Source organism: Novosphingobium sp. BL-S-24 (assembly GCF_055521575.1).
In genome coordinates, this window is record NZ_CM145487.1 from 1,068,523 (window position 1) to 1,089,588 (window position 21,066).

The 21,066-nt window shown below is 56.5% G+C and carries 15 protein-coding genes; 8 read left to right on the forward strand and 7 right to left on the reverse strand.

Annotation, left to right across the window (positions count from 1 at the left end; genetic code table 11):
- Positions 1-41: 41 nt before the first annotated feature.
- Positions 42-2,291: a putative bifunctional diguanylate cyclase/phosphodiesterase gene (locus ACZ1JM_RS04770; protein ID WP_465131977.1), complete on the forward strand. Its 2,250-nt coding sequence runs from the start codon at positions 42-44 to the stop codon at positions 2,289-2,291.
- 15 nt (positions 2,292-2,306) lie between these two features.
- On the opposite strand, the gene ACZ1JM_RS04775 is transcribed toward ACZ1JM_RS04770, so the two are convergent.
- From ACZ1JM_RS04775 to ACZ1JM_RS04785, 3 genes are read right to left on the reverse strand one after another with little or no spacing between them, the layout of a single operon-like run.
- A complete protein-coding gene (locus tag ACZ1JM_RS04775; RefSeq protein WP_465131978.1) occupies positions 2,307-3,443 on the reverse strand; it encodes a DUF3089 domain-containing protein in 1,137 nt (378 codons plus the stop codon).
- Positions 3,443-4,360: a DUF1838 family protein gene (locus ACZ1JM_RS04780; RefSeq protein ID WP_465131979.1), complete on the reverse strand. Its 918-nt coding sequence runs from the start codon at positions 4,358-4,360 to the stop codon at positions 3,443-3,445. Before ACZ1JM_RS04780 ends, ACZ1JM_RS04775 begins: the two co-directional genes overlap by 1 nt.
- A gap of 55 nt (positions 4,361-4,415) precedes the next feature.
- Positions 4,416-5,657, reverse strand: coding sequence for a serine hydrolase domain-containing protein (locus ACZ1JM_RS04785; RefSeq protein WP_465131980.1), 1,242 nt, complete (start codon positions 5,655-5,657; stop codon positions 4,416-4,418).
- Between the two features lie 373 nt (positions 5,658-6,030).
- On the opposite strand from ACZ1JM_RS04785, the gene ACZ1JM_RS04790 reads away from it, so the two are divergent.
- From ACZ1JM_RS04790 to ACZ1JM_RS04820, 7 genes are all read left to right on the forward strand, one after another.
- A complete protein-coding gene (locus ACZ1JM_RS04790; protein ID WP_465132585.1) occupies positions 6,031-6,660 on the forward strand; it encodes a GntR family transcriptional regulator in 630 nt (209 codons plus the stop codon).
- 137 nt (positions 6,661-6,797) lie between these two features.
- Complete coding sequence (locus ACZ1JM_RS04795; RefSeq protein WP_465131981.1) at positions 6,798-9,488, forward strand: TonB-dependent receptor; 2,691 nt, start codon at positions 6,798-6,800, stop codon at positions 9,486-9,488.
- A gap of 31 nt (positions 9,489-9,519) precedes the next feature.
- Positions 9,520-10,581: a DUF1838 family protein gene (locus ACZ1JM_RS04800; protein ID WP_465131982.1), complete on the forward strand. Its 1,062-nt coding sequence runs from the start codon at positions 9,520-9,522 to the stop codon at positions 10,579-10,581.
- Positions 10,582-10,754: 173 nt separating this feature from the next.
- Positions 10,755-11,468: a DUF1838 family protein gene (locus ACZ1JM_RS04805; protein WP_465131983.1), complete on the forward strand. Its 714-nt coding sequence runs from the start codon at positions 10,755-10,757 to the stop codon at positions 11,466-11,468.
- A 164-nt stretch (positions 11,469-11,632) separates the two neighbouring features.
- Positions 11,633-12,337, forward strand: a complete 705-nt coding sequence (locus ACZ1JM_RS04810) for a murein L,D-transpeptidase catalytic domain family protein (protein ID WP_465131984.1) — start codon at positions 11,633-11,635, stop codon at positions 12,335-12,337.
- Positions 12,338-12,399: 62 nt separating this feature from the next.
- Complete coding sequence (locus tag ACZ1JM_RS04815; protein ID WP_465131985.1) at positions 12,400-13,845, forward strand: L,D-transpeptidase family protein; 1,446 nt, start codon at positions 12,400-12,402, stop codon at positions 13,843-13,845.
- Between the two features lie 111 nt (positions 13,846-13,956).
- Positions 13,957-14,250, forward strand: a complete 294-nt coding sequence (locus tag ACZ1JM_RS04820; RefSeq protein ID WP_465131986.1) for a hypothetical protein — start codon at positions 13,957-13,959, stop codon at positions 14,248-14,250.
- Here ACZ1JM_RS04820 and ACZ1JM_RS04825 read toward each other — a convergent pair.
- The 4 genes from ACZ1JM_RS04825 to ACZ1JM_RS04840 all read right to left on the reverse strand — a co-directional run bounded on the left by ACZ1JM_RS04825 (position 14,247) and on the right by ACZ1JM_RS04840 (position 21,063).
- Positions 14,247-14,756, reverse strand: coding sequence for a DUF3142 domain-containing protein (locus ACZ1JM_RS04825; protein ID WP_465131987.1), 510 nt, complete (start codon positions 14,754-14,756; stop codon positions 14,247-14,249). The two genes, ACZ1JM_RS04820 and ACZ1JM_RS04825, sit on opposite strands and share 4 nt — an antisense overlap.
- 224 nt (positions 14,757-14,980) lie before the next feature.
- Positions 14,981-17,113: a PA5441 family protein gene (locus tag ACZ1JM_RS04830; protein ID WP_465131988.1), complete on the reverse strand. Its 2,133-nt coding sequence runs from the start codon at positions 17,111-17,113 to the stop codon at positions 14,981-14,983.
- A gap of 2 nt (positions 17,114-17,115) precedes the next feature.
- Positions 17,116-18,684 (reverse strand): phospholipase D-like domain-containing protein, encoded by a 1,569-nt coding sequence (locus ACZ1JM_RS04835; RefSeq protein ID WP_465131989.1) that lies wholly within the window; start codon positions 18,682-18,684, stop codon positions 17,116-17,118.
- 99 nt (positions 18,685-18,783) lie between these two features.
- Positions 18,784-21,063: an FdhF/YdeP family oxidoreductase gene (locus tag ACZ1JM_RS04840; protein ID WP_465131990.1), complete on the reverse strand. Its 2,280-nt coding sequence runs from the start codon at positions 21,061-21,063 to the stop codon at positions 18,784-18,786.
- Between the last annotated feature and the right edge of the window lie 3 nt (positions 21,064-21,066).

The following is a 21,066-nucleotide window of genomic DNA, read 5'->3' on the forward strand; positions in this document are numbered from 1 at the left end:
GACGGGCAGCGCGGGCTTTGCGGTCACGACTGACCGCACGCATGACGCTGCTATACGGCGCCATGTTCGTCGCCGTGATGGCGCTGTCGCTCTATGGAACTCGTAATGCGATAGAACGGTACGCAGACGAAGCCATTCGTCAGGAGATGACTACCGGCAGTACGGTGTTCGATCGGATGACTGCCATGCAGTTCCGTCAGCTCACTCAGGCGGCCACCGTCTTGGCAAGCGATTTCGGGTTCCGCGAAGCAGTCGGGACAGCGGACGCGCCGACTATAAGTTCTGCGCTGGAAAGCCTGAAAAGGCGGTTTGATGCCGACCATGCTATCTACGTTGCGATGGACAGTACGCTGAGCGGCGACACAGCGGAGTTGTCGGCAGCGGATTCCAGGCACCTATATGACGCGTTGGATTCCGGGCGAATGCAGGGAATCGTTCGGTGGAAAAATCGCAGCCACATGGTGGCCGCAGTTCCCGTCCGTCTTCCAATGCTGGCGGGTTGGGTGGTCTTCACCAAGAACATGGATATTGCTGACCTACGGCAGGTCGTGCGGATTTCCGCCATGAACCTGGATCCCAAGATAGTACCGGTCGCTGACCTGCCTGAAACGCTTCAAAAGGCGACAGGGGCCAGCATAACCACTCGCGAATGGGATCGCGGGGACGAACGTATGCTTGTCCAGTCTCGGCCGATCAAGGATCTCGTTCCGTCCTCGCCTCAAATGCTGGTACTGGAATACAGCCTTAGCGAAGCCATGGCCGCATACACACCTATTCTGACCGCATTGATGACGTTTGGAGTGGTGGGCACGCTGTTAGCGATCTGGGGCGCATTCGTGATGGCGCGTAACCTGACCCGGCCGATCGTTGCGCTTGAAAGCGCCGCCCGCAAGGTCAGTCATGGCGAACATGCGGAAGTGAAGGTCGAAACGCAGGACGAAATCGGCCGGCTTGCCACAAGTTTCAATCGCATGGTCAATGCCGTTGAAGAGCGCGAAAGACAGATCGCGCATATGGCGTTTCATGATGATTTGACGGGACTTGCGAACCGAACGTTGCTTCGTGAGCAGATCGCGTTGGCGCTCCAGCGACCGGACACCGATGGATTTGCGCTGTTTTGTCTGGACCTGGACAATTTCAAGGCCGTCAACGACACGCTAGGTCACCCCGCAGGCGATGCGCTACTTCGAGAGGTAGGCGCGCGGTTGGCGCAGACATGTCCGGCTGCCTTTATCGCGAGGCTGGGGGGCGATGAGTTTGCAATCATAATTGACAATGCAGCGGGCAGCGCGGATCAAATCGGCCGTGCAATCGTGAACGCGATGGCACGGCCATTCGATGTTGACGGACAACGCATTCTAGCTGGTGCTAGCGTCGGCATCACGTTGGCGCCGCAGGATGGATCAGACGCCACCGCCTTGCTCAAGAATGCCGATTTGGCGCTCTACCGGGCAAAGCAGGACGGAAAGGCGAGCCATCGATTCTTCGAAAGCGCCATGGACGCAGAAGCTCAGGCCCGTCGCGCGATGGAGGTCGATCTGCATGATGCTTTGCGCAACGGTGAGCTGGAATTGCATTTCCAACCGTTGTTCGGACTGTCGCAGAACCGGGTGACTGCGTTCGAGGCCCTGTTACGCTGGCATCATCCGTCGCGGGGCATGATATCACCCATAGAGTTCATTCCGCTGGCAGAGGAAACTGGCCTTATCATCCCGATTGGGGAGTGGGTGATCCATGAAGCGTGCCGGGTGGCGGCGGAATGGCCATCGCATATTCGCGTTGCGGTGAACGTATCGCCGGTCCAGTTTCGAAGTTCGACGCTAAACAGCATCGTGCTGCAAGCCTTGTCCCGATCCGGACTGCAACCAGGGCGCCTTGAACTCGAGATCACTGAAAGCCTGTTTATCGATAACGTCGAAGCGACGCTCGCCTCGCTGCATTCCTTGCGTGCGCTGGGGGTGCGAGTGGCGCTCGATGACTTTGGTACCGGATATTCTTCACTGAGCTATCTTCGCAGTTTTCCTTTCGACAAACTTAAGATCGACCGTAGCTTTATAGTGGACCTTCTGGCTCACAAAGGCGCGACTGCCATCATTCGCGCAATCACGACCCTTGCCGATGCACTGGGAATCGAAACTACGGCCGAGGGCGTGGAAAGCAGCGATCAGCTTGATATCCTGCGCGCAGAAGGGTGTGGGCAAATCCAAGGTTACCTCTTCAGCAGACCAATTCCGGCACAGGAGGTGGCTGTTCTGCTGACCAAGCTGGACGGGCAACGCGAAGCTGCCTGATCATCCGTTCACCCATCACTTGTGGCTGCGTAACCATGCCTTGGTGCGTAAGACGGCATTGGCCCTGATATCGCCATAGAACAAGCCGAAGTCATGGTAGTGAAGGCCCCCCCCGGGTAGCGGTTCGAGGCCCAGGCGAGGGTCCATCTCGGTCACGGCGAAGCCTTTCTCGCATGTCACTTTGACCGCCTTTGGGATCAGGGGTTTGATTGGTTCGGCTCCAGGATCACCGGGTATCGCGCCCTTCGCTTCAGATAAGGCGGACGATGGGCGGCTGCGGTCGAATGTGACGGGGTTTATACAAACGGTGGTACGTCCCGGAACATCGCCATACTGGTCGGTGAATATTTTCTCATAGGCAGACACTACCGGATTGAGATTCGATCCTGCCTTCACCGCATTCCATTGCAGGGCGCAGCCGGTTTGAGCAGGCTTGTCACACAACGGGACGTGCTTGTAACGCAGGCCGAATTCGCCTTCCGCCAGATTGATGCCGATGATGTAAGCGGCCACCATTCGTTTCTGCAATGGCGTGCCATCAATGCGCTTGGCCAGCAGATCGGCGACATGCTTTGCGCCTTGGCTATGCCCGGCGATAATGAACGGGCGGCCATGGCTTTCGTTGGCTAAAAACCAGTCAAACGCTCGTTCGACGTCTGCATAGGCCCCTGCGAATGCGGCTTCACGATGGCCGGTATCCGAAAACGATTTGTAGCTGGCAGCCCGGTAACGTGGTGCCCAAATGCGGCAGCAGGCGCTGAACACGCTTGCCTGGCGCGCGATGACGCTTGCATCGACCCATCCGTTCGCCTTGGAATCTCCGATATTCTGGTTCCATTGGGTGTCGCTGCGGAAAGTGGTGGGATGAACGTAGAATACGTCTACCGCAGGTCTTTTAGCGGCAGGACTTGCGCCTTTAGGAAGTGCACTAGCGGCACCCGGGCCAGCAGGCCCGGAGGCCCAGCTTGCGGCTTGGGCATAGTCGGGCGCAGGCGGTGCGAGGCTCTCGATATCCTGGTTCGCCGTTGCCGCAATGCTCGCGGTTCCGTGTACCGTCGAAAACGACAAGACGATCGTGAGCAAAAGCAGACGGGTTGAGCGTGCTCGCCAATGACGACGCGGGAATGCGGCAAAAGTGTTCGTGACTGACATTATTGCTGGGCTTTTATGTATTCAGGGATGTCGAAGCGCGGTGCTGTCCATCCTTTACGATCGAAGATTTCCGGAGTCTTCGCCTCCAAAGCCGCACGTGCAGCACTCGGAATTTGATCGAGCGACGTTAGCTTGGTGCCGATTGCTCTACCGTAGGTGCGACCTGGCCGTTGCCCCATGCCCATCCAGGGATGCCACGAGCCCATGTTCTGAAAATGGCAAACGGCAGGAGCACTCGCGAGGGTTTCGTCAAAGGCGTCGGTGGCGCTGCACATCACGCTGGAAATGGTATCCCAATAGGACATCGACCCGCCGTAGAGTTCGGGATGATCTTTGGGATCAGTGGGATTCGGGCGTTCCATGGTGGCGGAAGATGTCAGGAAGAATGTGCCTCCAAATACTTCCATCCGAGCCGGATGTGGGGTCAGTTCGGCTCCAGATGCCTGCATGCCGTCCGGGCCGGTCGTCACCGTGAATGGCCCGCCAAGGAATTGCCACACCTTTCGCGTCTCACCAGTAAGGGGATTGGTCCATTCATCCAGTGGCTCGTCCGTACCGAACCGGCAATACACGCCGCATTCGAACGTTCGTGCCTGATACAGATTGTTGGCCATCGGCGACCATTCGTTGATGCTTAGATGGTTGAGCGTGAAATAGGGTACAAGGTTGCCGTCGCCTGTGTACCCGTACAGATCGAGACGGTAAAAGATCGGTATCGTCTCTCGCAGGGACGAGCCGCGTACCCGGGCCTGTACTTTTGCGCGGGTGGCAGGATCGGCCAGCATTGCAACTACTTCGGCGTCCGAGATGGAGCGGCGTGTGCGTGACGCCGCCGTAGCAGCCAGCACGCTGGCGGAACTGGCGGCCGCCACGATCGGCGCGGCGGCGATGATGCTGCGCCTGGTCAAATTTGTCATGTATATGCTCCGGCAGGAGGACTGAAGGCGGGTTTGTCAATCATCGAGGCGCCGTTCAAAGACCGCGAAGGATAGTATTGGGTAGGAAGCTATTGTCCCACTCTCCCGATCCTGAGGTGCTCGGCGCTGGTGGATTGGCACCCATGCGCAAAACGATGAGGCGATGCTTGGGCGAAATATGAACGGTCTGGTTTGAATTGCCGTCGAACAGAAACATGTCTTTATCGAGATACGGCTCAGAGTGAAGGACCTTCGGGCCGGCCTGCCCTGGGGCGCCAAAGCCACGACGTTCCTTGTACGGCTCACCAAGCCATACGCCTAATCCGAAGTTTGGATTCTGCGGTGTGCCCGTCCGCATCTGTGTTACATAGCCTTTCGGGAGCAGGCGTTTTCCCTTCCACTTGCCGTCGTCCAGCAGGAGGATTGCCATGCGCAGGAAGGTTTCCGCAGGAAGTTTTGCACAACATCCGGAATGAGCCAGCCCTCCCGGCTTGCCTACCCAGATCTCGCCGCCATGAGCACCAAGCGGTTTCAGTACCTCGTTCGAAATAAATTCAACGTATCGACGACCCGTAGCGCGCTCCAGCACAAGTCCCAGCAGGTCTGCGGGCGCGTTGGCATAGGAATACAGCGTGCCCGGTTCAGCGATCATGGGATAGCTATCAATAATCCGCTGCCCAAAGTCTTCGTCTAAAAAGGCACGATTGTAAGGGTGATCGGGATCGGTGCTGAAGCCCTGATGAAGCATCCCCGATCGCATGTCGAGCAGATGGCGGATCAGGATGCGGCCCTTTTGTGTGCCTCGGAGTTCAGGAAGAAACTTACTGATCGGCTGATCGAGCGAACGGATATTCCCCAGCGCTATGGCACGGCCGACCGCAATGGCGGCAAGAGGTTTCGACAAGGACTTTGAGACCAGTAGAGTAGTCGCGTTGCTGCCCGGGGCGTACCACGCGCTTTCCAGTTTCCCGTTTCGCCATACCATGAACGCGGTCGAGCGCATGGACCGGGCGTAGTCTGTCGCCCTGTTCAAGGCTTCCGTTTTGACGGTTGGCTTCGCTAAGACAGGCAGCGCCCGCCAGTTGGGGGCGCCGCGCAACGGCTCCATGGGAGCGTAGGGGAAATTGCCGGGATCCGCGATAAATGCAGCAAGTCTTTGGCGATAGACGTCCTCGCTGGAGGATGGTTTCGAGCCAGCGGTGGGGGGGGCAACTGGGTTTTCAGCATGTACCGATGAAGTGGCCAGTGCCCATGTCATAAAAACAAACGACAGGCGCTTTGCTGGGAATGCGGGCATGCAGTGACCTCTCGTTAGGTACGATGAAAGCAGTTTGACTGGTGATCGAAGCCATGACGGCAAGCCTGGTATCAATGTGTATACTGTAAGATGCGATGCTAACTGCTGCCACAACATAGCGAGACTTAGCATTTGAGCAGCGTGTGATGTTCTTGGCCTCAGAGACTGGCTCAAGGAAGTTGCTAGGCAAAAGACTTGGGTATGCTCATCCGACTGTCGGATATAGTGCGGGCGAGTTCTCGCATAAAGTGCCTATGGAGCGGGTTCGCCACATTGGGATAGAAAGCCTGCGTGGAGCGGGATTGATTTGGACGCATACTTTACACAGAAGGCACATGCCCTGCCAATTTCACCTACGTAACAAGGCAATATGATGTCAAACGCAAGCGATCGTGCGTACAACGAAGTCCGAGGCAAGATACTGGACGGCACTCTCGAACCTGGCTCACAGGTTATTGAGGAAGAAATCGCTTCGTCATGCGGCATATCGCGAACGCCCGTGCGCGAAGCGATACGTCGTCTTGAAGGTGAAAAGCTGATAGAAAGGGACCGCCAGCGTTCTTACGTAAGAGTCTGGTCGGAAGACGCGATGAGGGATGTGTTCGCGCTTCGGCTGATGTTGGAGCCCTACATCGCGCAGCGCGTGGCGGCGATGATCGATGGTGCCCGGCTGGAAGTTCTTCGCGAAACCAGTGCGATTTACTCATGGGAGATCAGCCGAGAAATCATGGATATCTCGAACTTGGTGGATCAAAATAATCGGTTCCATCAAACGCTACTGGATATTACGGAGTCAGACGTTCTAGAAATGATGGTGGAGCGGTTGGTCGCGGTTCCGATTGTCCCGCAGACGTTGCGTCGATATAGCAAGCCGCAGCTTCGAAGATCTCTCCAAGATCATAATGAGATGATTGCGGCTTTTGATGCCCGCGACCCCGCATGGGCTCATTCCATCATGACCGAACACATCCATCGTGCCCGTCGAGCATTCTTCGCTGCCTAAATGTATTCATTTATGGATTGATTGTGTTCGTTTCATGCTAATCTGGATATCTTTTCGCGCGCTATTTGTAAGCGGAAAATACCGAAAATATAAAAATAATTCAATAAATTCAATATTATTTAGCCAAATCCATTTGAGTGTTCCTCTGTCCGCCTATCGGATTGTTTGCATTTTTTTATCCAAGATTGTGTACGTTATTCCATTCCAATGTGGAAGTTACCGCTAGGGAGATCCGGCCTATGAGGGGTTCGCGGGGTGGCGGTATGAGGGGGATAACAATGGCTCGTGGCATAAATTCCAAAGGTTTTATTTCGGTCATTGCCTTGGCGGCCGGAATCTGGGCCGCTACTCCGGCGTATGCGCAGGAATCGGCTGGTAGCGAAGGGCCTGGTCCTGATATCGTCGTTACCGGCGCACGTCTCCGCCAAGAAAGCGTTCAGACGGTCCCGATTGCCATCACTTCACTGTCAGCCGCTGAGCTTGAGAAGCGCAATATAAGCAATCTTAACGACTTGACCAACACGACACCCGGCGTTTCGATTACGTCGATCTCCGGTGGCACGATGCAGATGGTGTACATTCGTGGCCAGGCGCCTGCGAACGTGACGAACGATTTGAACGTGGAAGCCAACGTCGGTGTATTCATCGATGGCATTTACCAGACCAGCCGAAACACGATCGATATCATCTCAGTCATGGATGTGGGTCGCATCGAAGTAGCTCGCGGTCCGCAAAGCGCTTTGTTCGGTCGTTCAACCTTCGCCGGTGCCTTGTCGATTACCAACAGGCTGCCTTCAGATCATTTTGAGGGAAATGTGCAAGCCACTGTCGGTACCAACGAAGACTACCGCGTAAGAGGATCTATTTCGGCGCCTATATCGGATACATTGGCCTTCCGTGTCGGCGGTGGTTATCTGACGTATGATGGATATGGTAAGAATGCGGCAAACCGTGATGACAACTTGGGTGGAACACGCAAGTATGCTGTGAACGGATCGCTGGAATTCAAACCGACGTCGGAACTGACCGCTGTTCTATCGGGCTTCTTCACGCATTCGAAAACCGAACTTACTCCTTCATCAGTTCTGCCGATTTCGCAGTTTAACTGCGGCCCAACTAGCGGCGGCATTCGTATCCGTTATTGTGGAAAGCTGGACGCGCCTGAGGTCAGCGACATTTCGCCACAAATGCGCGACACCGTCGCCAAAACCCGGCAGGTATCGCTGAATTTGAACTGGCGCCGCGATGGCGTATCCGCCACTAGCATCACGGCTTTCACGGCCGCTAATAACATTACTTACAATGACTACGACGGAACATCCGGCGGCACCCTCTTGGGCGTCTGCGGCGCAGGCGCGGCTTGTTTCCCGGCTGGCTCTTACACGCGTACCGCTCGCATCAACTTTGCAACATCCAACCGCGAAAGAGTGCGGACGTTTAGTCAGGAAATTCGCCTCCAGTCCGATGGTACCGGCCCGTTCGAGTGGCTGGTCGGCACGAGTTACTTCAGTTCACGAGTTCCGCTTGCCGCGCTTGGACTGGGGGCAGATCGGTCGGGGCTTGCCGCTAATGAGCGCCTCGTTCAGATTCCCACTCCGCTCAACCCTACGCCCACAGGGTTCGGTGCCTATGACTTCAGTGCCAATCCGTTCCTCAGCACGGACTGGATCAACACCCAAGTATTTGCCAGCTATAGTCGTGCCAGCACCACTACGATGTCAGGGTTTGGATCGCTGGGCTATCGTTTTGGCGACCTGCGGGTGAGCGCGGAAGGCCGCTACAACATCGATCGCAAGCGCGCTCAGGTACTTTCGATATCGAACCCGCTTTCGCAGCCTGGGGTCCTTCAGCCTATCGACGGTGCCAAAGTGCCGGCTGCGGGCATCTTCCCGGTGGTCGGACCTCAATTTGCACGCACGTTCGAAAGCTTCACGCCGCGCTTTACGGTGGACTTCCAGGCAACTCCGGACATTTTCCTGTATGCTTCGGCTGCCAAAGGTGTTCGCTCAGGCGGTTTCAACACCAGCAATCCGGTGAGCCCGACCGGAATTCTGCGCGAAGAGGTGGCTTACGAGGAAGAAAGCAACTGGACGTACGAAGCAGGATTTAAGTCCTCCTTGTTCAATCGCCGCCTGCAATTGAACGCTAGCTACTTCCATATCGACTGGTCCAACGCACAGATTACCGCGTTCACCGAGAACCCGACGTCTCAAGGTGCGAACGCCATCGTTCGCAACGCTGGTAACATCAAAACCAACGGTTTCGAAGTTCAGGCTGACTGGCGGATGACCGATATGTTTTCCGTTGGCGGAAGCGTGGTCTATTCGGATCCCAAGTATCAAGCTGGTACTTACGAGGCCGCCACCACCTGCCTTGTCGGTACGGGCGTTACCGCCACGGCTGGGCCGGGATGTCCGCCTGTCATTATAGTCGATACGCCCAGTGGGCGCCGTGCAGCAACGTCGCTCGAAGGTCGCAGGCCAACACGCTCGGTAAAGTTGCAATGGAACGTTCACGCTTCTGCCGACATTCCTTTGGGCGTTGACTGGAACCTAGCTGCGCGTGTTGATGTGTCACACTCCGGTCAGGCGTACGCTGATGGGACAAACCTCGCTACCTTCGGAGAGCGTACGTTGACTAATGTGCGCTTGGCGGTGGAGAACGATCGCTACAGCATCGCATTCTGGGCGAACAATCTGTTCGATGTTTCCTACGCAGCGAATGCGATCGCGCAGCCGCGAGCTGGCTTGCCATTCTCTTACCGGCCCTTCGAAGTCTATCTCGGAGAAAGCCGCCGTATGGGCGTGACGGCTGGTTACAAGTTCTGATCTCGAACACCCTCCCCGAAGGAGAACGCCGATGCTATTGGATAGCGTACTTACTGCAGTATCGAGGCGCAGCATTCTGGGTGGGCTGATGGGCGGGGGTGCAGCGCTTGCAGCTGCCCCCGCCTTCGCGGCAAAGGGCGCTAGATCGACCATCGGGGGAACGATCCGGCCGCTAGATATAGAAGACCCTCGCGAGAACCTGTACGGCTTCGCAAAGATGTGGGGCACCTTGGGGCCAAAGGCGGTGAAGTCTGGCTACTATGGTGTTCAGTATGCCATCGTCGGTTCGCATCGCGCCAGGCCACTTTTCGGTTACTACGGGTTTGGAAACACTCGCAATGCGATCTTGCCCGATGGCTCGGTAAAAGTTCTCGGCAAGGAGTGCGGCTATTTCACTGATCTCGCGACGGGCGAGATTATCGACGTATGGGAAAACCCCTGGACCAGTGAAAAAGTCGATGTTTTCCCGTTCCTCAATGATCGCTGGCGGGGCACTCTTGGTCTGGAGAAGACCGTTTTCAAGGTCGGCGATAGCGAGACGCTGAACAATGACATGGGGCAAGCCGCAAGCCGGAAAGGGGAGCCGTTTCGGCTGCCATGGAACCGCGTTGGTGACCAGTATCTTCTGTCGTGGGACTATGCTCATGAATATGCCAACCCGGTGACACCGGAAGGCTGGCCAAAGGCTTCAACCGGTCCGATCGCCAATCCTTCCGAGCATTTCTGCATCTGCACGCCGGTAGGCGAGATTGACGATCGATCGCTGCCGTCCGCACGCTATCATGCTGGCTTCACTCGACAAGGCCCATGGTGGCCGTGGATGAAGATGGGGCAGAGTGGTGTGGATGGCGTTCTGATGGGTCGGATGCATAGCTACAAGATTACGGGGACGGAAGAAGACATTCCCAAGGCTGTCCTTAAGAGGATCGAACGCGATCGTCCGGACCTTCTGGAAGAGCCGACCGATGGACCTGAAGAGGGCGTACGCGGAACGCTCGAAGCCTATGCAGAAGAAGTAACGCCTGAAGTAAGCGGATATGTTTCTCCGTCTGCGGAAAAGCGGCGCAAGATGATGAAGGACGGTGGTAAGTGAGCATGGAAACCGACCGAGATAAACGTTCGTTACTCGGAAACGTGGGTCGGCGCGGTGCGCTTGGTTTGCTGGGGGGTGTTGCTTTGGCCGGAGCCAGCGGAAGGGCTGGCTCCGCAACAAAGCGTGCTCGTAAGCTGACGCTCGACACGCCCGAAAGCAGGTTTCGCGCTTATATGATGATGCGCGGCGCACTCGATGATCGGTTGGTGGTCTCTTATGTAAGCGGCAGCTATTTCGGTATTGTTGGAGCCGAAATGACCTCGTTATGGGATGTAGTCGGGGTGACATTCTCACGCTACCGGAAACGCCCTGATGGCGGATATGACGGTGTGACGGGTGAAATCGCACATTTTCTCGACCCGAAGACAGGCGAAGCGCCCGGGCGTTTCCTCAATCCCTATACCGGCAAATGGGTGACGGACCCGCAGAAGAATCTCCCACCCAATCGCATTACGTTGCTGCCAACTCTTGAATTGGAAGTGCCCAAGCTGTTGCCCGGCACGAAGTTCGATCACGGTATCAGGAATCCGGAAGTTCGCGGTGGCGACGTCTGGATTGCGGAAGTCAGCCGGGTGGAAATTCCCGCTCCGGCCGGAAAGCCAGCGTTCCATTATAACGAGATGATCACCATGCACGCCAGCATGGCGGATCTGGCACGGACCGACGTTGCCCGCGTTCCATGCGATGCCAATTTCACCAACGTGGTTGACTGGCGTCCGTGGATGGAAATGGACGGGCATCCCGGCCACCTGACCGCGATCGGTACTGGCAGGTTTGGTGTGGCGATGTCTGAACTGCCGGAAAGATGGACCTCGGCGACACGCAAGCAATTCCCGCAAATACTCGATAATCCGGCATCATTGCTAGACCCAGTTTGGAAAGCCTGACTATCCAGCGCAGGCGTGGACTGGCGCCTCGGGCGAAAAAAGATCCCGATTTAGTAGTAACTTGCCGCACAAAAAGGGCGGTTGGCCGCTCGTTTGCATTAGTGCACTTAGTTTGGGCGCGTTATGGACTTTACATCACGGCGATAGAGACCATTTTCCGGCGGATGGCTGAACCGACTTTATCAACTGGCCGTCGCGCTCTTGTAATTGCGGGAGCGGGCGCTGCAATCGCAACTTTGGCTCGCTCTGCTTCGCTTTCTTTCAGCAAGCCAGAAGCATTGCCCTCACGCGTGCAGGTGCCAGCTGCGCCACGCGTCGCGGCTCGTATGCCGAGCACGACGCTTGATGCCGAGCGATTCTCCGTTGATCCGAAACTTCTGACAAGAGCACTCGCGGCACTTGATCGTCACTCCGACAAAGTCAACGCGCGCGACAGAATGGCCATTGTCGATTTCAACGCCCCATCCTCCAATCCACGGTTGCACTTCCTCGACGTGACGAGCGGTAAGGCTTCGCGACTGCTGGTCGCTCATGGGTCAGGTTCCGATCCGGGTCACACCGGATACCTGGAGCGTTTCTCGAACGCCTTCGGGTCTAACGCATCAAGCGAAGGCGCTTTTTTGACTGCGGATTATTATGTCGGCAAGCACGGGCGTTCCCAGCGGTTGCTTGGTCTCGATCCTACTAACAACAATGCGCTCGATCGTGCCATCGTTATCCATAGCGCCTGGTACGCGAATGACGACATGATCGGCGCACATGGCAAGCTCGGTCGCAGCCAAGGTTGTTTTGCAGTGGGTGAGACAAAGCTGAATGACGTCTTCAGCTTCCTTGGTGAAGGGCGCATGGTATTTGCCGCCCGTGCCTGAGGATGTGTGAAACTTAAGTAATTACCGATGATTACACACAAGGGATCATCAAGGAGACCCTGGTGTATAAACGTGTGGTCGCATGCTCTTTTCTTGCTCTGGCGATCGCTCTGTCCGGGTGTAATTCCAAGGAGGCTGAGCCCAAGCAACCGAAAGTTACCGCAAACATCGATCAGGTTCGGTGGAGCGACGCATCTGCCCGGCAGCTTCGCGATGCTATTGACCGCAGGGCTGAGCATGGCCTTGATCACATTACGTTTCCCGTCGCTGGGCAACCTGGAAGTGCGCAAGGAGATCGCGCCTTAACGGAAAGCGCGCTCCGCTACGCGTCCGCTTTGGCCAAGGGCGCGTCTGATCCTGCGAAGTTGTACGACGTATACACTTTGCCAAGGCCGAATCCCAATCTCCTGAATGGTCTGGGTGCAGCGGTAGCGGACGGTAAGGTTTCAGATTGGCTTAACAGTCTTGCCCCTAAGGACGATAGCTATGGCAAGCTGTCTCAGGTCTACCTAAGCCTGCGCAAGGAGAAAGCCGCACCGGCTTCCGACATCCCTGACGAGGGGGCGCCGTTGAAGCCCGGCGCCACCGATGCGCGCGTTCCTTTGATTGCCCGCCAACTGGTAGCATCGGACTATCTCGTCCAATCGGCCGCGCAAGGGAACGAGTATAGTCCAGCTATGGTCAAAGCTGTCCAGAAGATGCAGGTCGATTATGGGATCAAGCCTGATGGCGTGATCGGTAGCGATGCATTGGAAATCCTGAACCTCTCCAATGGCGACAAGGCACGCGAAATGGCTGTTGCGATGGAGCGGATGCGATGGCTCGAACGACAAGCGGCGCCCACGCGGATAGACGTGAACGTCGCTGCCGGCCGGCTCATGTACTGGCGGGATGGAAAAGTAGCAGACAGCCGGAAGGTCGTCGTCGGAGAGCCCGAGAACGAAACGCCGCAACTCGGATCTCCGATCTACCGGCTGGTAGCAAACCCTACGTGGACTATTCCTCGGTCGATCCAGAACAAGGAGATTGCGGGCAAGGGCGCTGCTTATCTCAGACGCAACAATATGGCATGGAAGGACGGCTGGATCGTCCAGCAACCCGGCCCCAAGAACTCGCTCGGGCTTGTGAAGTTTGACATGCGCAACGATCATCAGATTTATCTCCATGATACGCCGGCAAAGCAACTGTTCCAGGAAGTGCAGCGCCAGCGTAGTCATGGATGTGTGCGGGTTGACGATGCACTGGGATTTGCGGAGATGATCGCAAAGGACGAGGGAGTGATTGACGAATGGCACCGCGCCCGCGCCACTGGCAAGGAGACTTTCGTAAAGTTGCCGCGCGAAATACCGGTCAGGTTGCTGTATCACACCGTTGTCTTTGATGAAAAAGGCGAGCCGGTGATCCGTGCGGATCCCTATGGCTGGGACGATCGGGTCGCCGCTGCTCTTGGTTTCGCTCAAGGCCAAGGCTATCGGGTGCAAAAAACAGGTAATGATGTAGGGCCGTGACGGACTGTTTTTGCGGTCAAAAATCCATCTGAATGCAGCAATGCGACAATGTCGGGCGTTGAGCGTGCATCAAGGTGCGACAATCGGCACCGCTACCAGAAGGAAGCCGACATGAGCGATACCATCATCGGTACATTCGAAAGCCGCCGGGATGCCGAACTGGCCGTGGAGCATCTGGTCCAAGAGCATGGGGTGGAGCGAACTGACATTTTCATCCAGTCGGCGTCGGCTGACAACACGTCTGGCGAAGTGGTGGATGGCGCCGATGCGGAAAGCGGCCATCCCGGCGTAGAGACGGACTCAGAACCTGCCTTGGAAGGCGCGATTCAGGTGTCGGTTGACGTCAACGGCCAAAATGACGAGAAAATCCGCGATGTTATGCGGGAAGCCGGCGCGCAGATCTAAGCGGCTTGGTCACGACCAGATGCGCGAGTGGGAAGCAGGAATACAACGTATCCTCGAAAATAGGGATCGGCCCGCAACCCACTCGGTGGAACCCATTCGCCGCCCTCCACAATCCCGATGCGATAGGGAAATTTGAGTCTGCGGAGGCTATTAAAGTACCCCTCGTAGCCGACGATGGTCGTGTCTCCCTGATAAGTCTGTACCACTATCTCGTCTACCAACCCACCGATAGACTGGAGCGCAGCCGGATCACCGCCCGCGCTCCAATCCAGTAGGCCAGTGATCGATAGCTTCCATCGGTCAGGCAGCCGGATGCGCAGATCTCTGAGAAACTGGGCATACCGCTCCAGCCCGCGGGTCGCTGAATCGAAGTCGACCTGCAAGCCAACCACGTTGCTGCCGTTTGCTTGCCATAGCACAAGCAATCGCATGATGGCGCGGTAGACAGGCTCCTGCCAGTCCAGTCGCTCGGTGCGGACGACTAGCCACAATGCGCTCCTGGCCATTCTCGGCGTTGCACGTAACGGTAGAAATTGGCTTTCTTCGCGGTGGCTGATCTCACCCGCGAGCAGATACAGCGCACTTGCGTGAGCGACTTTGGGAGAAGGGGCTATGTTTGGCCAGACGAAAAAGGCGTCGTAATCCTGCGCTTCCACTCTGCGGGATGGTCGCTGGCGACAACCCGAGAGGATTAGCGCAGACGAAGTGCTGCAGATGAAAGAACGGCGGCTTACCAGTAATAGCGGAGATCGATCGCCCATCTGCTTTCCGGAAACTCATACTTCAACTGCTGGAACCAAGCTTTTCTGATTGCTTTGGGTACGTCGTTCCCGCCGCACGCATTATTACCTGTAGGCGCATAACACTGCACCGAACGGTACAATGCATAGGCGATATTCTCCCGCCCCGCCTGCTTGTTGCTGAGCACTCTGGCATAAAGAGCGGATCGCGGCATAATGATGCCAGTGAAACGATCAGTCGAGCCGCCCAGTTGTCCTGAATTGATTGATGGTTTGGCACTGAGATAATCGTCGAACCCATTCAGGCGCCAGAATTCTGCAAGGCAAAGCAATGCCGAGGGGTTGGCTGGGGATTGTGCCAGCGTCGTTGCTGTGCGACCCACCGCCGGGCAGGGGAAGGCTTCCTGCATCTTCCCCTTCGTGAACAACCCTACTGGCGGGGCACCTTCATGGGTAGGGCCCATCCAACTGCTCGACCAGCCATCACCAACCCATCCAGAGGTTGAGGCATCGTTCGGCACCAGGGTCAGATCGCGCACGAATTCACTATACTGCCCCCGCGAGAGCGCTTTCGTTAACAGGATGAATGTCGCGACATCTTTTTCCGTGCGCTCGATGCCGGCGGTGGATTGCCGCCGCAGCAGATCGCTCCCGGCAATTCGGGCTAGCAGCATGGTGCGGATTTCAGGTTCGGTGATGGGACTGTCGGCGGCAAACACTTTTCCAAGTTGGCCAGACTTTTCCCAGTGTTGTGCCAAAGACAGCTGGACCGTGGGTTTCTGGTACAAATCCTTGGATCCGACCAGCATCTGCTGCAAAAATCCTTCGGTGTTAGTGTCCCCCACCTTTGCCAACGCCATCGCGCGTAACATCTGACCACTAAAGGTTAGGGGCGTGAAGCTGGCGTCCCGTGCATGGTCAGGGATCAGTATAAGAATGCTGCGATAATCCTTCGCGACGTGAAAAGCGAAGCTCGCCCGAAGAAACGCGTAAAGATCAGGACGCGCCGAGAACGCATCTCTCTGACTAGCCAGTTCCTGAGCGGTCAAGGCAGGGGGCGCTTCGTTCAGCAGATCGATTTGCGGTTCGCGCTGCCTCATTCGCAAAAGGTCCCAGGTCGCGAGGAGCAGAGGGGCATCGGATCCATTCGTCAGACCAGCCCCAAAGAACACTTTGCTCTCCACTTCTTCAAGCATGGCCGGACTTTGCAGCGGGGCAGTCAGAGTGCGCGAATAAGCGCGCATAAGGGCAGGGCTATCCCCAAGCAACCAGGCGGCGCGTCGGGTCAGGCCCGATGCGGACGTGGTGTAAATACCGTTGGGGTAGGCAGCAAGATAGTCGCTTAGCGCAGCTTTGGCGCGTTGGGCGGAAGGGCGATCCACTTTATCGCCGCCGGCATAACCACCCCACTCGTCAAATGCACCAGCCTGCGCTGCGGCCAATTCGTTTCGTGCGATCATGTACCGCGCGGTTTCCGCTAGCCACGGATCGTCGGCTTGCGCTAGATCTGTGAAGCGAGCTCGGGCGGTAGCAAAGTCGTCCGCATAGAACGCATGCGCGCCTTGCAGATACGCCAGCCAGCGCGACGCCGACGTGCCGGTTACGCTAGGCCAGGCAACGGCATTCTTATCTCCTTCGCAGGCCGGTTTCACCAGGTCGCGAGCCGCATTGAGGGTGTCGCGTTCGGAAGGCTTGAGCCCCGTGGCCAACGCCAGCGCCGCGCGAAATGCATCACCTCCGCTTACCAATGTCTGGCAACGCGAGCCTGCATACTGTTGGGCGTCGTCTACCGAAAGGTCTGATTTTACCGCCGAAGTCGGCCAGAATGCGTGTTGCAACACATCCCAACTGATGAAGACATGTCCGAAATCGCTGTTGTCCCAGTCCCAGGTGGGGTAACTAAGACGACCCGGAGTGCTGATACCGGCTTGATCGCGCAGGAGAAAAGCAAGGTTCGCACGCGTATCATTGCGTGGGCCAATAATGGCACTTCCGGCGCATTCATAGGATGAAACACCCAGGGACCACGTAGGCGTACAACCGTAATCCCCACTGGCTCCTGCAGAACTGGACCATGCGGCAGTGCCAAGAAGAGCTGCACAAACGAGGATGTGACGGTTCATATTCAGTTCCGGGAACGAAACTTCGATACCATCACTCCAAGTACTCCAGCGCCGACGGCAACGCCTCCCGCGATCACTGCGGCGCTGATCGGTGAAATCTTCCCATCATCCTTATGAAGATGAGGCCGAAGGCGTTTGAGTAGTGGTGTTCTCGCAGAAAACGCCTCGAACATTTCCCCCGGCCCCTCCGGGTCGAGTACCTTGTTGTCGGCCAACCAGGTCTGAACTGCATCGAGGTCAGGAATTTCGTAGGGACGCAAGGATCGGCCATCATTACGTAGCCTTTCGATTGTCTCGATTATCGATCCCGTCTCTGCGATCGTCGCTTCGATGGTTTCACAATCTGACCCCAGATGTTCGGCTATCAAGGAGTTGCGAATTCCCGCGATAGTCTTACGTTCATTGGCATTCTTGTGCATTGCGGCATCGATAACGACGTCACACTCTGTATCAAGGCGGAGTGATCTGTTGTTGAAGTTAGATGAACCGACCCTCAACACCTCATCATCAACGACTGTAACTTTGGCATGAACGTATATCGGTTCACCGCCGAGCGTAAACGGATGGTATAATCGCAACCGATTGAACGGATCTTGCTCCTTCAGCGCTTCGACAAGCCTTGCGCGCGCTGTGTCCATTGCGAGCGGTTCTAGCCATCCTTGCGCCGAGGTTGGATGCACGATGACGAATTCCGGCCCATCCGGCTCGGCAAGGCGGCGAGCGATCGCCTCGGCCACCTTTCGCGAAGCGAAGTACTGGCTTTCAGCGTAGAACCATCGTTTTGTCCGGTTGACCAGATCGACATACAGCGCTTCGATTTCATATCGCGGCTCCTGCTCGGCCATTTCCGGCACAGTCAGGGCTATGCCTACCTCGATGTCCGTGAAGTCAGACTCCACTTCGTCGGGCCAGCAGTCACCGGCATCCTCCACCGGCTCAATGTGTTTTCCGCCCGAAACCTCCCATCGGTCGCGGCACATATCGCCCAAAGCGCGTGCTATTCTTCCTTGCAACAATGTGGTTGCGTCATGCCATGGGCCGTAAGGAGTGCCATCGGGCTCAACCCGTCGCGGTTCGTCATCGGCGTGATCGCGGGTGTCCCAACGATCGACAGTCATGTCTATGCCGCCGCAGAATGCAACGTCGTCGTCGATTACGACGACCTTTTGGTGATGCGAGCCAGCGGGGGGGTGATGGCCATCCAATCGCAAGTGGATCTGTGGATCCCGGATCCATTTGGCGATGCGAAGCAGCGTTTGAGCATGGAAAAGCGTCTTGATCGCGCCGGTATCCCAACGCAGGATATGAACCTGTAGACCGGGATTGCGTCTGACCAGCCAACTCAGGAAAGCGCCGACCTCAATTGGACCACCATCGTCGATGTCGCCACCAAAACGTATCCTCGCGTCAAAATCCCAGCCGACCAACATGATCTGCTTACGGGCTTTCATCATGGCAGCGCGTGCGGCCTTGAAATAATCATCTGCGTCTACGATCACCGTCGCCCGGCTGGCGGGTTCAATCCGCCAGCAGTTGCGATCCGGTTCGAGCATGTTTGCATCATCGTTCATACCTGCTGCCATCGCAGGGTTAGGGCCATCTGCCAAGCAAAGCGTTCGTGCTCGAAACGCGAACGATCAAGTCTCCGCTTCACATTCCCGATCGACTGCTCAGGCAGCTGTCATGGCCGTTTTGACAATCCGAACAGGTAAGCCCTTGGCTGCTGGCGTTTTTGATTCTTGATCGTGATGAGACAAAGGTATAAGTGGATTTAGTTCGGGGAAATAGCCGGCCAAACAGCCTCGCGGGAGATTATAGGGCGTCACCGCGAGATCGCCGACAGCGCGGTGGACGCCATCATCGCAATCTGTAACCAATGTTATCTTTTCCCCCTCGGAGAAACCGGCCTCCACCATATCGGCCGGGCTCATCATCACGATCTGACGGCTGCCTTCCAGTCCGCGCAGACGATCCGAATGACCGTAAATGGTGGTATTAAATTGGTCGTTCGAACGCAACGTGATCAGGGTGAATCTTCCCACTGCGTCGGCAAGCCCGTTCGAGTTGAGCACGGTCGGAAGAGTGAACTCTGCCTTTCCGCTTTCTGTCTTCCATTCGCGCTCGTGAGCCGGGTTGCCTCGATAAAATCCTCCCGGCAGGTTCATCCGTCGACTCATGTCATGGAACTGATCGGGATAAGTCTGGGCAATCAGCTCGCGTACTTTGCCATAGTCAGCCGTCCACTCATCCCACTTCCAGCGCGGATTTTCCGGCAGCGTTGCCTTGGCGATCCCGGCGACAATCGCCAATTCGGACTTCAGGTTGTGGCTCGCTGGATTGCGCCTCCCCACCGACCCATAGATATGGCTGAAGCTATCCTCAATCGTGACTGTCTGTGGACCGCCGGCCTGCATGTCAGCTTCCGCGCGGACAAGGCAGGGCAGGAGGTAAGCTTCTTTTCCGGGGAGCAGATGGGTGCAGTTCAAGCGAGTGGCGACGTGGACGGTAATATCCAAATTTCGCCACGCCGGATGAACCACCGATTGGTCCGGCACCGCGCGTGCGAGATTACCGCCCAGTCCTATGAAGCCCTTGGCGCTGCCATCAAGCACCGCTTCAAGAAACTCGACGGTCGTGTGCCCTTTCTCCGTCGGCGGGTCGAAGCCGAATATGTCCCGCAATTTGTCGAGCGGAACGAGTTCGGGTTTTTCAGAGATTCCAACGGTCCGCTGGCCTTGGACATTGGAATGGCCACGGATCGGCTGGCACCCCGCACCTTTGCGCCCAATGTTACCACGAAGCAGGAGCAGGTTGACCAGAACACCGATCGCCTGAGAGCCATGCACTTGTTGTGTCAGACCCATGCCATAGATGCCGATCACGTTCTTCGCTCGGGCATAGGTCGTTCCGGCCTGCTCCATCTCGCTACGAGATAAGCCTGAGTGATGTTCAAGATCAGTCCATGAGCATTGCCTGGCGTAGCTGATGAATTCTTCGAAGTCCTTGCAATGGTCCCCCAGAAAGGCGCGATCCAGAATGTCGCCTTGCGTATCATCAAGTTCGAGAACTCGCTTGCAGACACCGATGATCGCCGCGATGTCGCCGCCTGGTTTAACTTGAAGGTATTGGTGTGCGATCTTGGTAGGGCTCCCCACGGTCATCTGCCATGGGTTTTGGGGATCGGTGAATTCGAGCAGACCCTTTTCACGCAAAGGATTGAACGCGATTATCTTGCACCCGCGTTTCACCGCAGCTTTCAACGGATGCAGTATTCGCGGACTATTGGTCCCGGGATTCTGGCCCAAATAGAAAATAGCATCGCAATGGTCGAGGTCATCAAACGTACAAGTACCAACCGATGATCCGATGACTTTTTTCAGTCCGACCGAGGTTGTCTCGTGACACATGTTGGAACTGTCGGGCAGATTGTTGTTGCCGTACATCCTGGCCAGCACGCCATAAAGATAAGAGGGTTCCAAAGCCGCCTTACCCGAAGCATAAAATGTGACTGAATTGGGGTCGAGTGCTTTGAGCGACGACCCAATCGCCGAGAATGCCTCATCCCAGTCGACAGGGATATACTTGTCCGTCGATGCATCGTACTTCAGGGGTTCGGTGAGGCGCCCAACGTTCTCTAGCTCAAAATCGCTCCAGCTCGAAAGCTCGCTCACGGTATGTCGGGCAAAGAATTGGGGGGTGCATCGTTTCGATGTCAGGTCCCAGATCGTTGCCTTCGCACCATTTTCGCAGAATTCCACGGGATGCGGATTTGGTGGCTTGGCCCAAGCGCATGAGCTGCACATGTACCCATCCGGCTTGTTTTGCGCTTTCAAAACCTCCAGCGTTCCGGGTGGAGCTTTGGCCGTAAGCTCTACCTTCGTTATTCCCTCGAGAGACCCCCACCCGCCAGTTGCGCGATGGTACTCTTTTGGTTTGGGCTGGTCGGTCATCTA

What these genes read in the sequence shown, in the direction of transcription:
- ACZ1JM_RS04840 (WP_465131990.1), bottom strand. Translation starts at nt 21,063, where the DNA reads ATGACCGACCAGCCCAAACCAAAAGAGTACCATCGCGCAACTGGCGGG.
- ACZ1JM_RS04820 (WP_465131986.1), top strand. Translation starts at nt 13,957, where the DNA reads ATGAGCGATACCATCATCGGTACATTCGAAAGCCGCCGGGATGCCGAA.
- ACZ1JM_RS04780 (WP_465131979.1), bottom strand. Translation starts at nt 4,360, where the DNA reads ATGACAAATTTGACCAGGCGCAGCATCATCGCCGCCGCGCCGATCGTG.
- ACZ1JM_RS04785 (WP_465131980.1), bottom strand. Translation starts at nt 5,657, where the DNA reads ATGCCCGCATTCCCAGCAAAGCGCCTGTCGTTTGTTTTTATGACATGG.
- ACZ1JM_RS04800 (WP_465131982.1), top strand. Translation starts at nt 9,520, where the DNA reads ATGCTATTGGATAGCGTACTTACTGCAGTATCGAGGCGCAGCATTCTG.
- ACZ1JM_RS04790 (WP_465132585.1), top strand. Translation starts at nt 6,031, where the DNA reads ATGTCAAACGCAAGCGATCGTGCGTACAACGAAGTCCGAGGCAAGATA.
- ACZ1JM_RS04805 (WP_465131983.1), top strand. Translation starts at nt 10,755, where the DNA reads ATGATGATGCGCGGCGCACTCGATGATCGGTTGGTGGTCTCTTATGTA.
- ACZ1JM_RS04770 (WP_465131977.1), top strand. Translation starts at nt 42, where the DNA reads ATGACGCTGCTATACGGCGCCATGTTCGTCGCCGTGATGGCGCTGTCG.
- ACZ1JM_RS04835 (WP_465131989.1), bottom strand. Translation starts at nt 18,684, where the DNA reads ATGAACGATGATGCAAACATGCTCGAACCGGATCGCAACTGCTGGCGG.
- ACZ1JM_RS04825 (WP_465131987.1), bottom strand. Translation starts at nt 14,756, where the DNA reads ATGGCCAGGAGCGCATTGTGGCTAGTCGTCCGCACCGAGCGACTGGAC.
- ACZ1JM_RS04810 (WP_465131984.1), top strand. Translation starts at nt 11,633, where the DNA reads ATGGCTGAACCGACTTTATCAACTGGCCGTCGCGCTCTTGTAATTGCG.
- ACZ1JM_RS04830 (WP_465131988.1), bottom strand. Translation starts at nt 17,113, where the DNA reads ATGAACCGTCACATCCTCGTTTGTGCAGCTCTTCTTGGCACTGCCGCA.
- ACZ1JM_RS04775 (WP_465131978.1), bottom strand. Translation starts at nt 3,443, where the DNA reads ATGTCAGTCACGAACACTTTTGCCGCATTCCCGCGTCGTCATTGGCGA.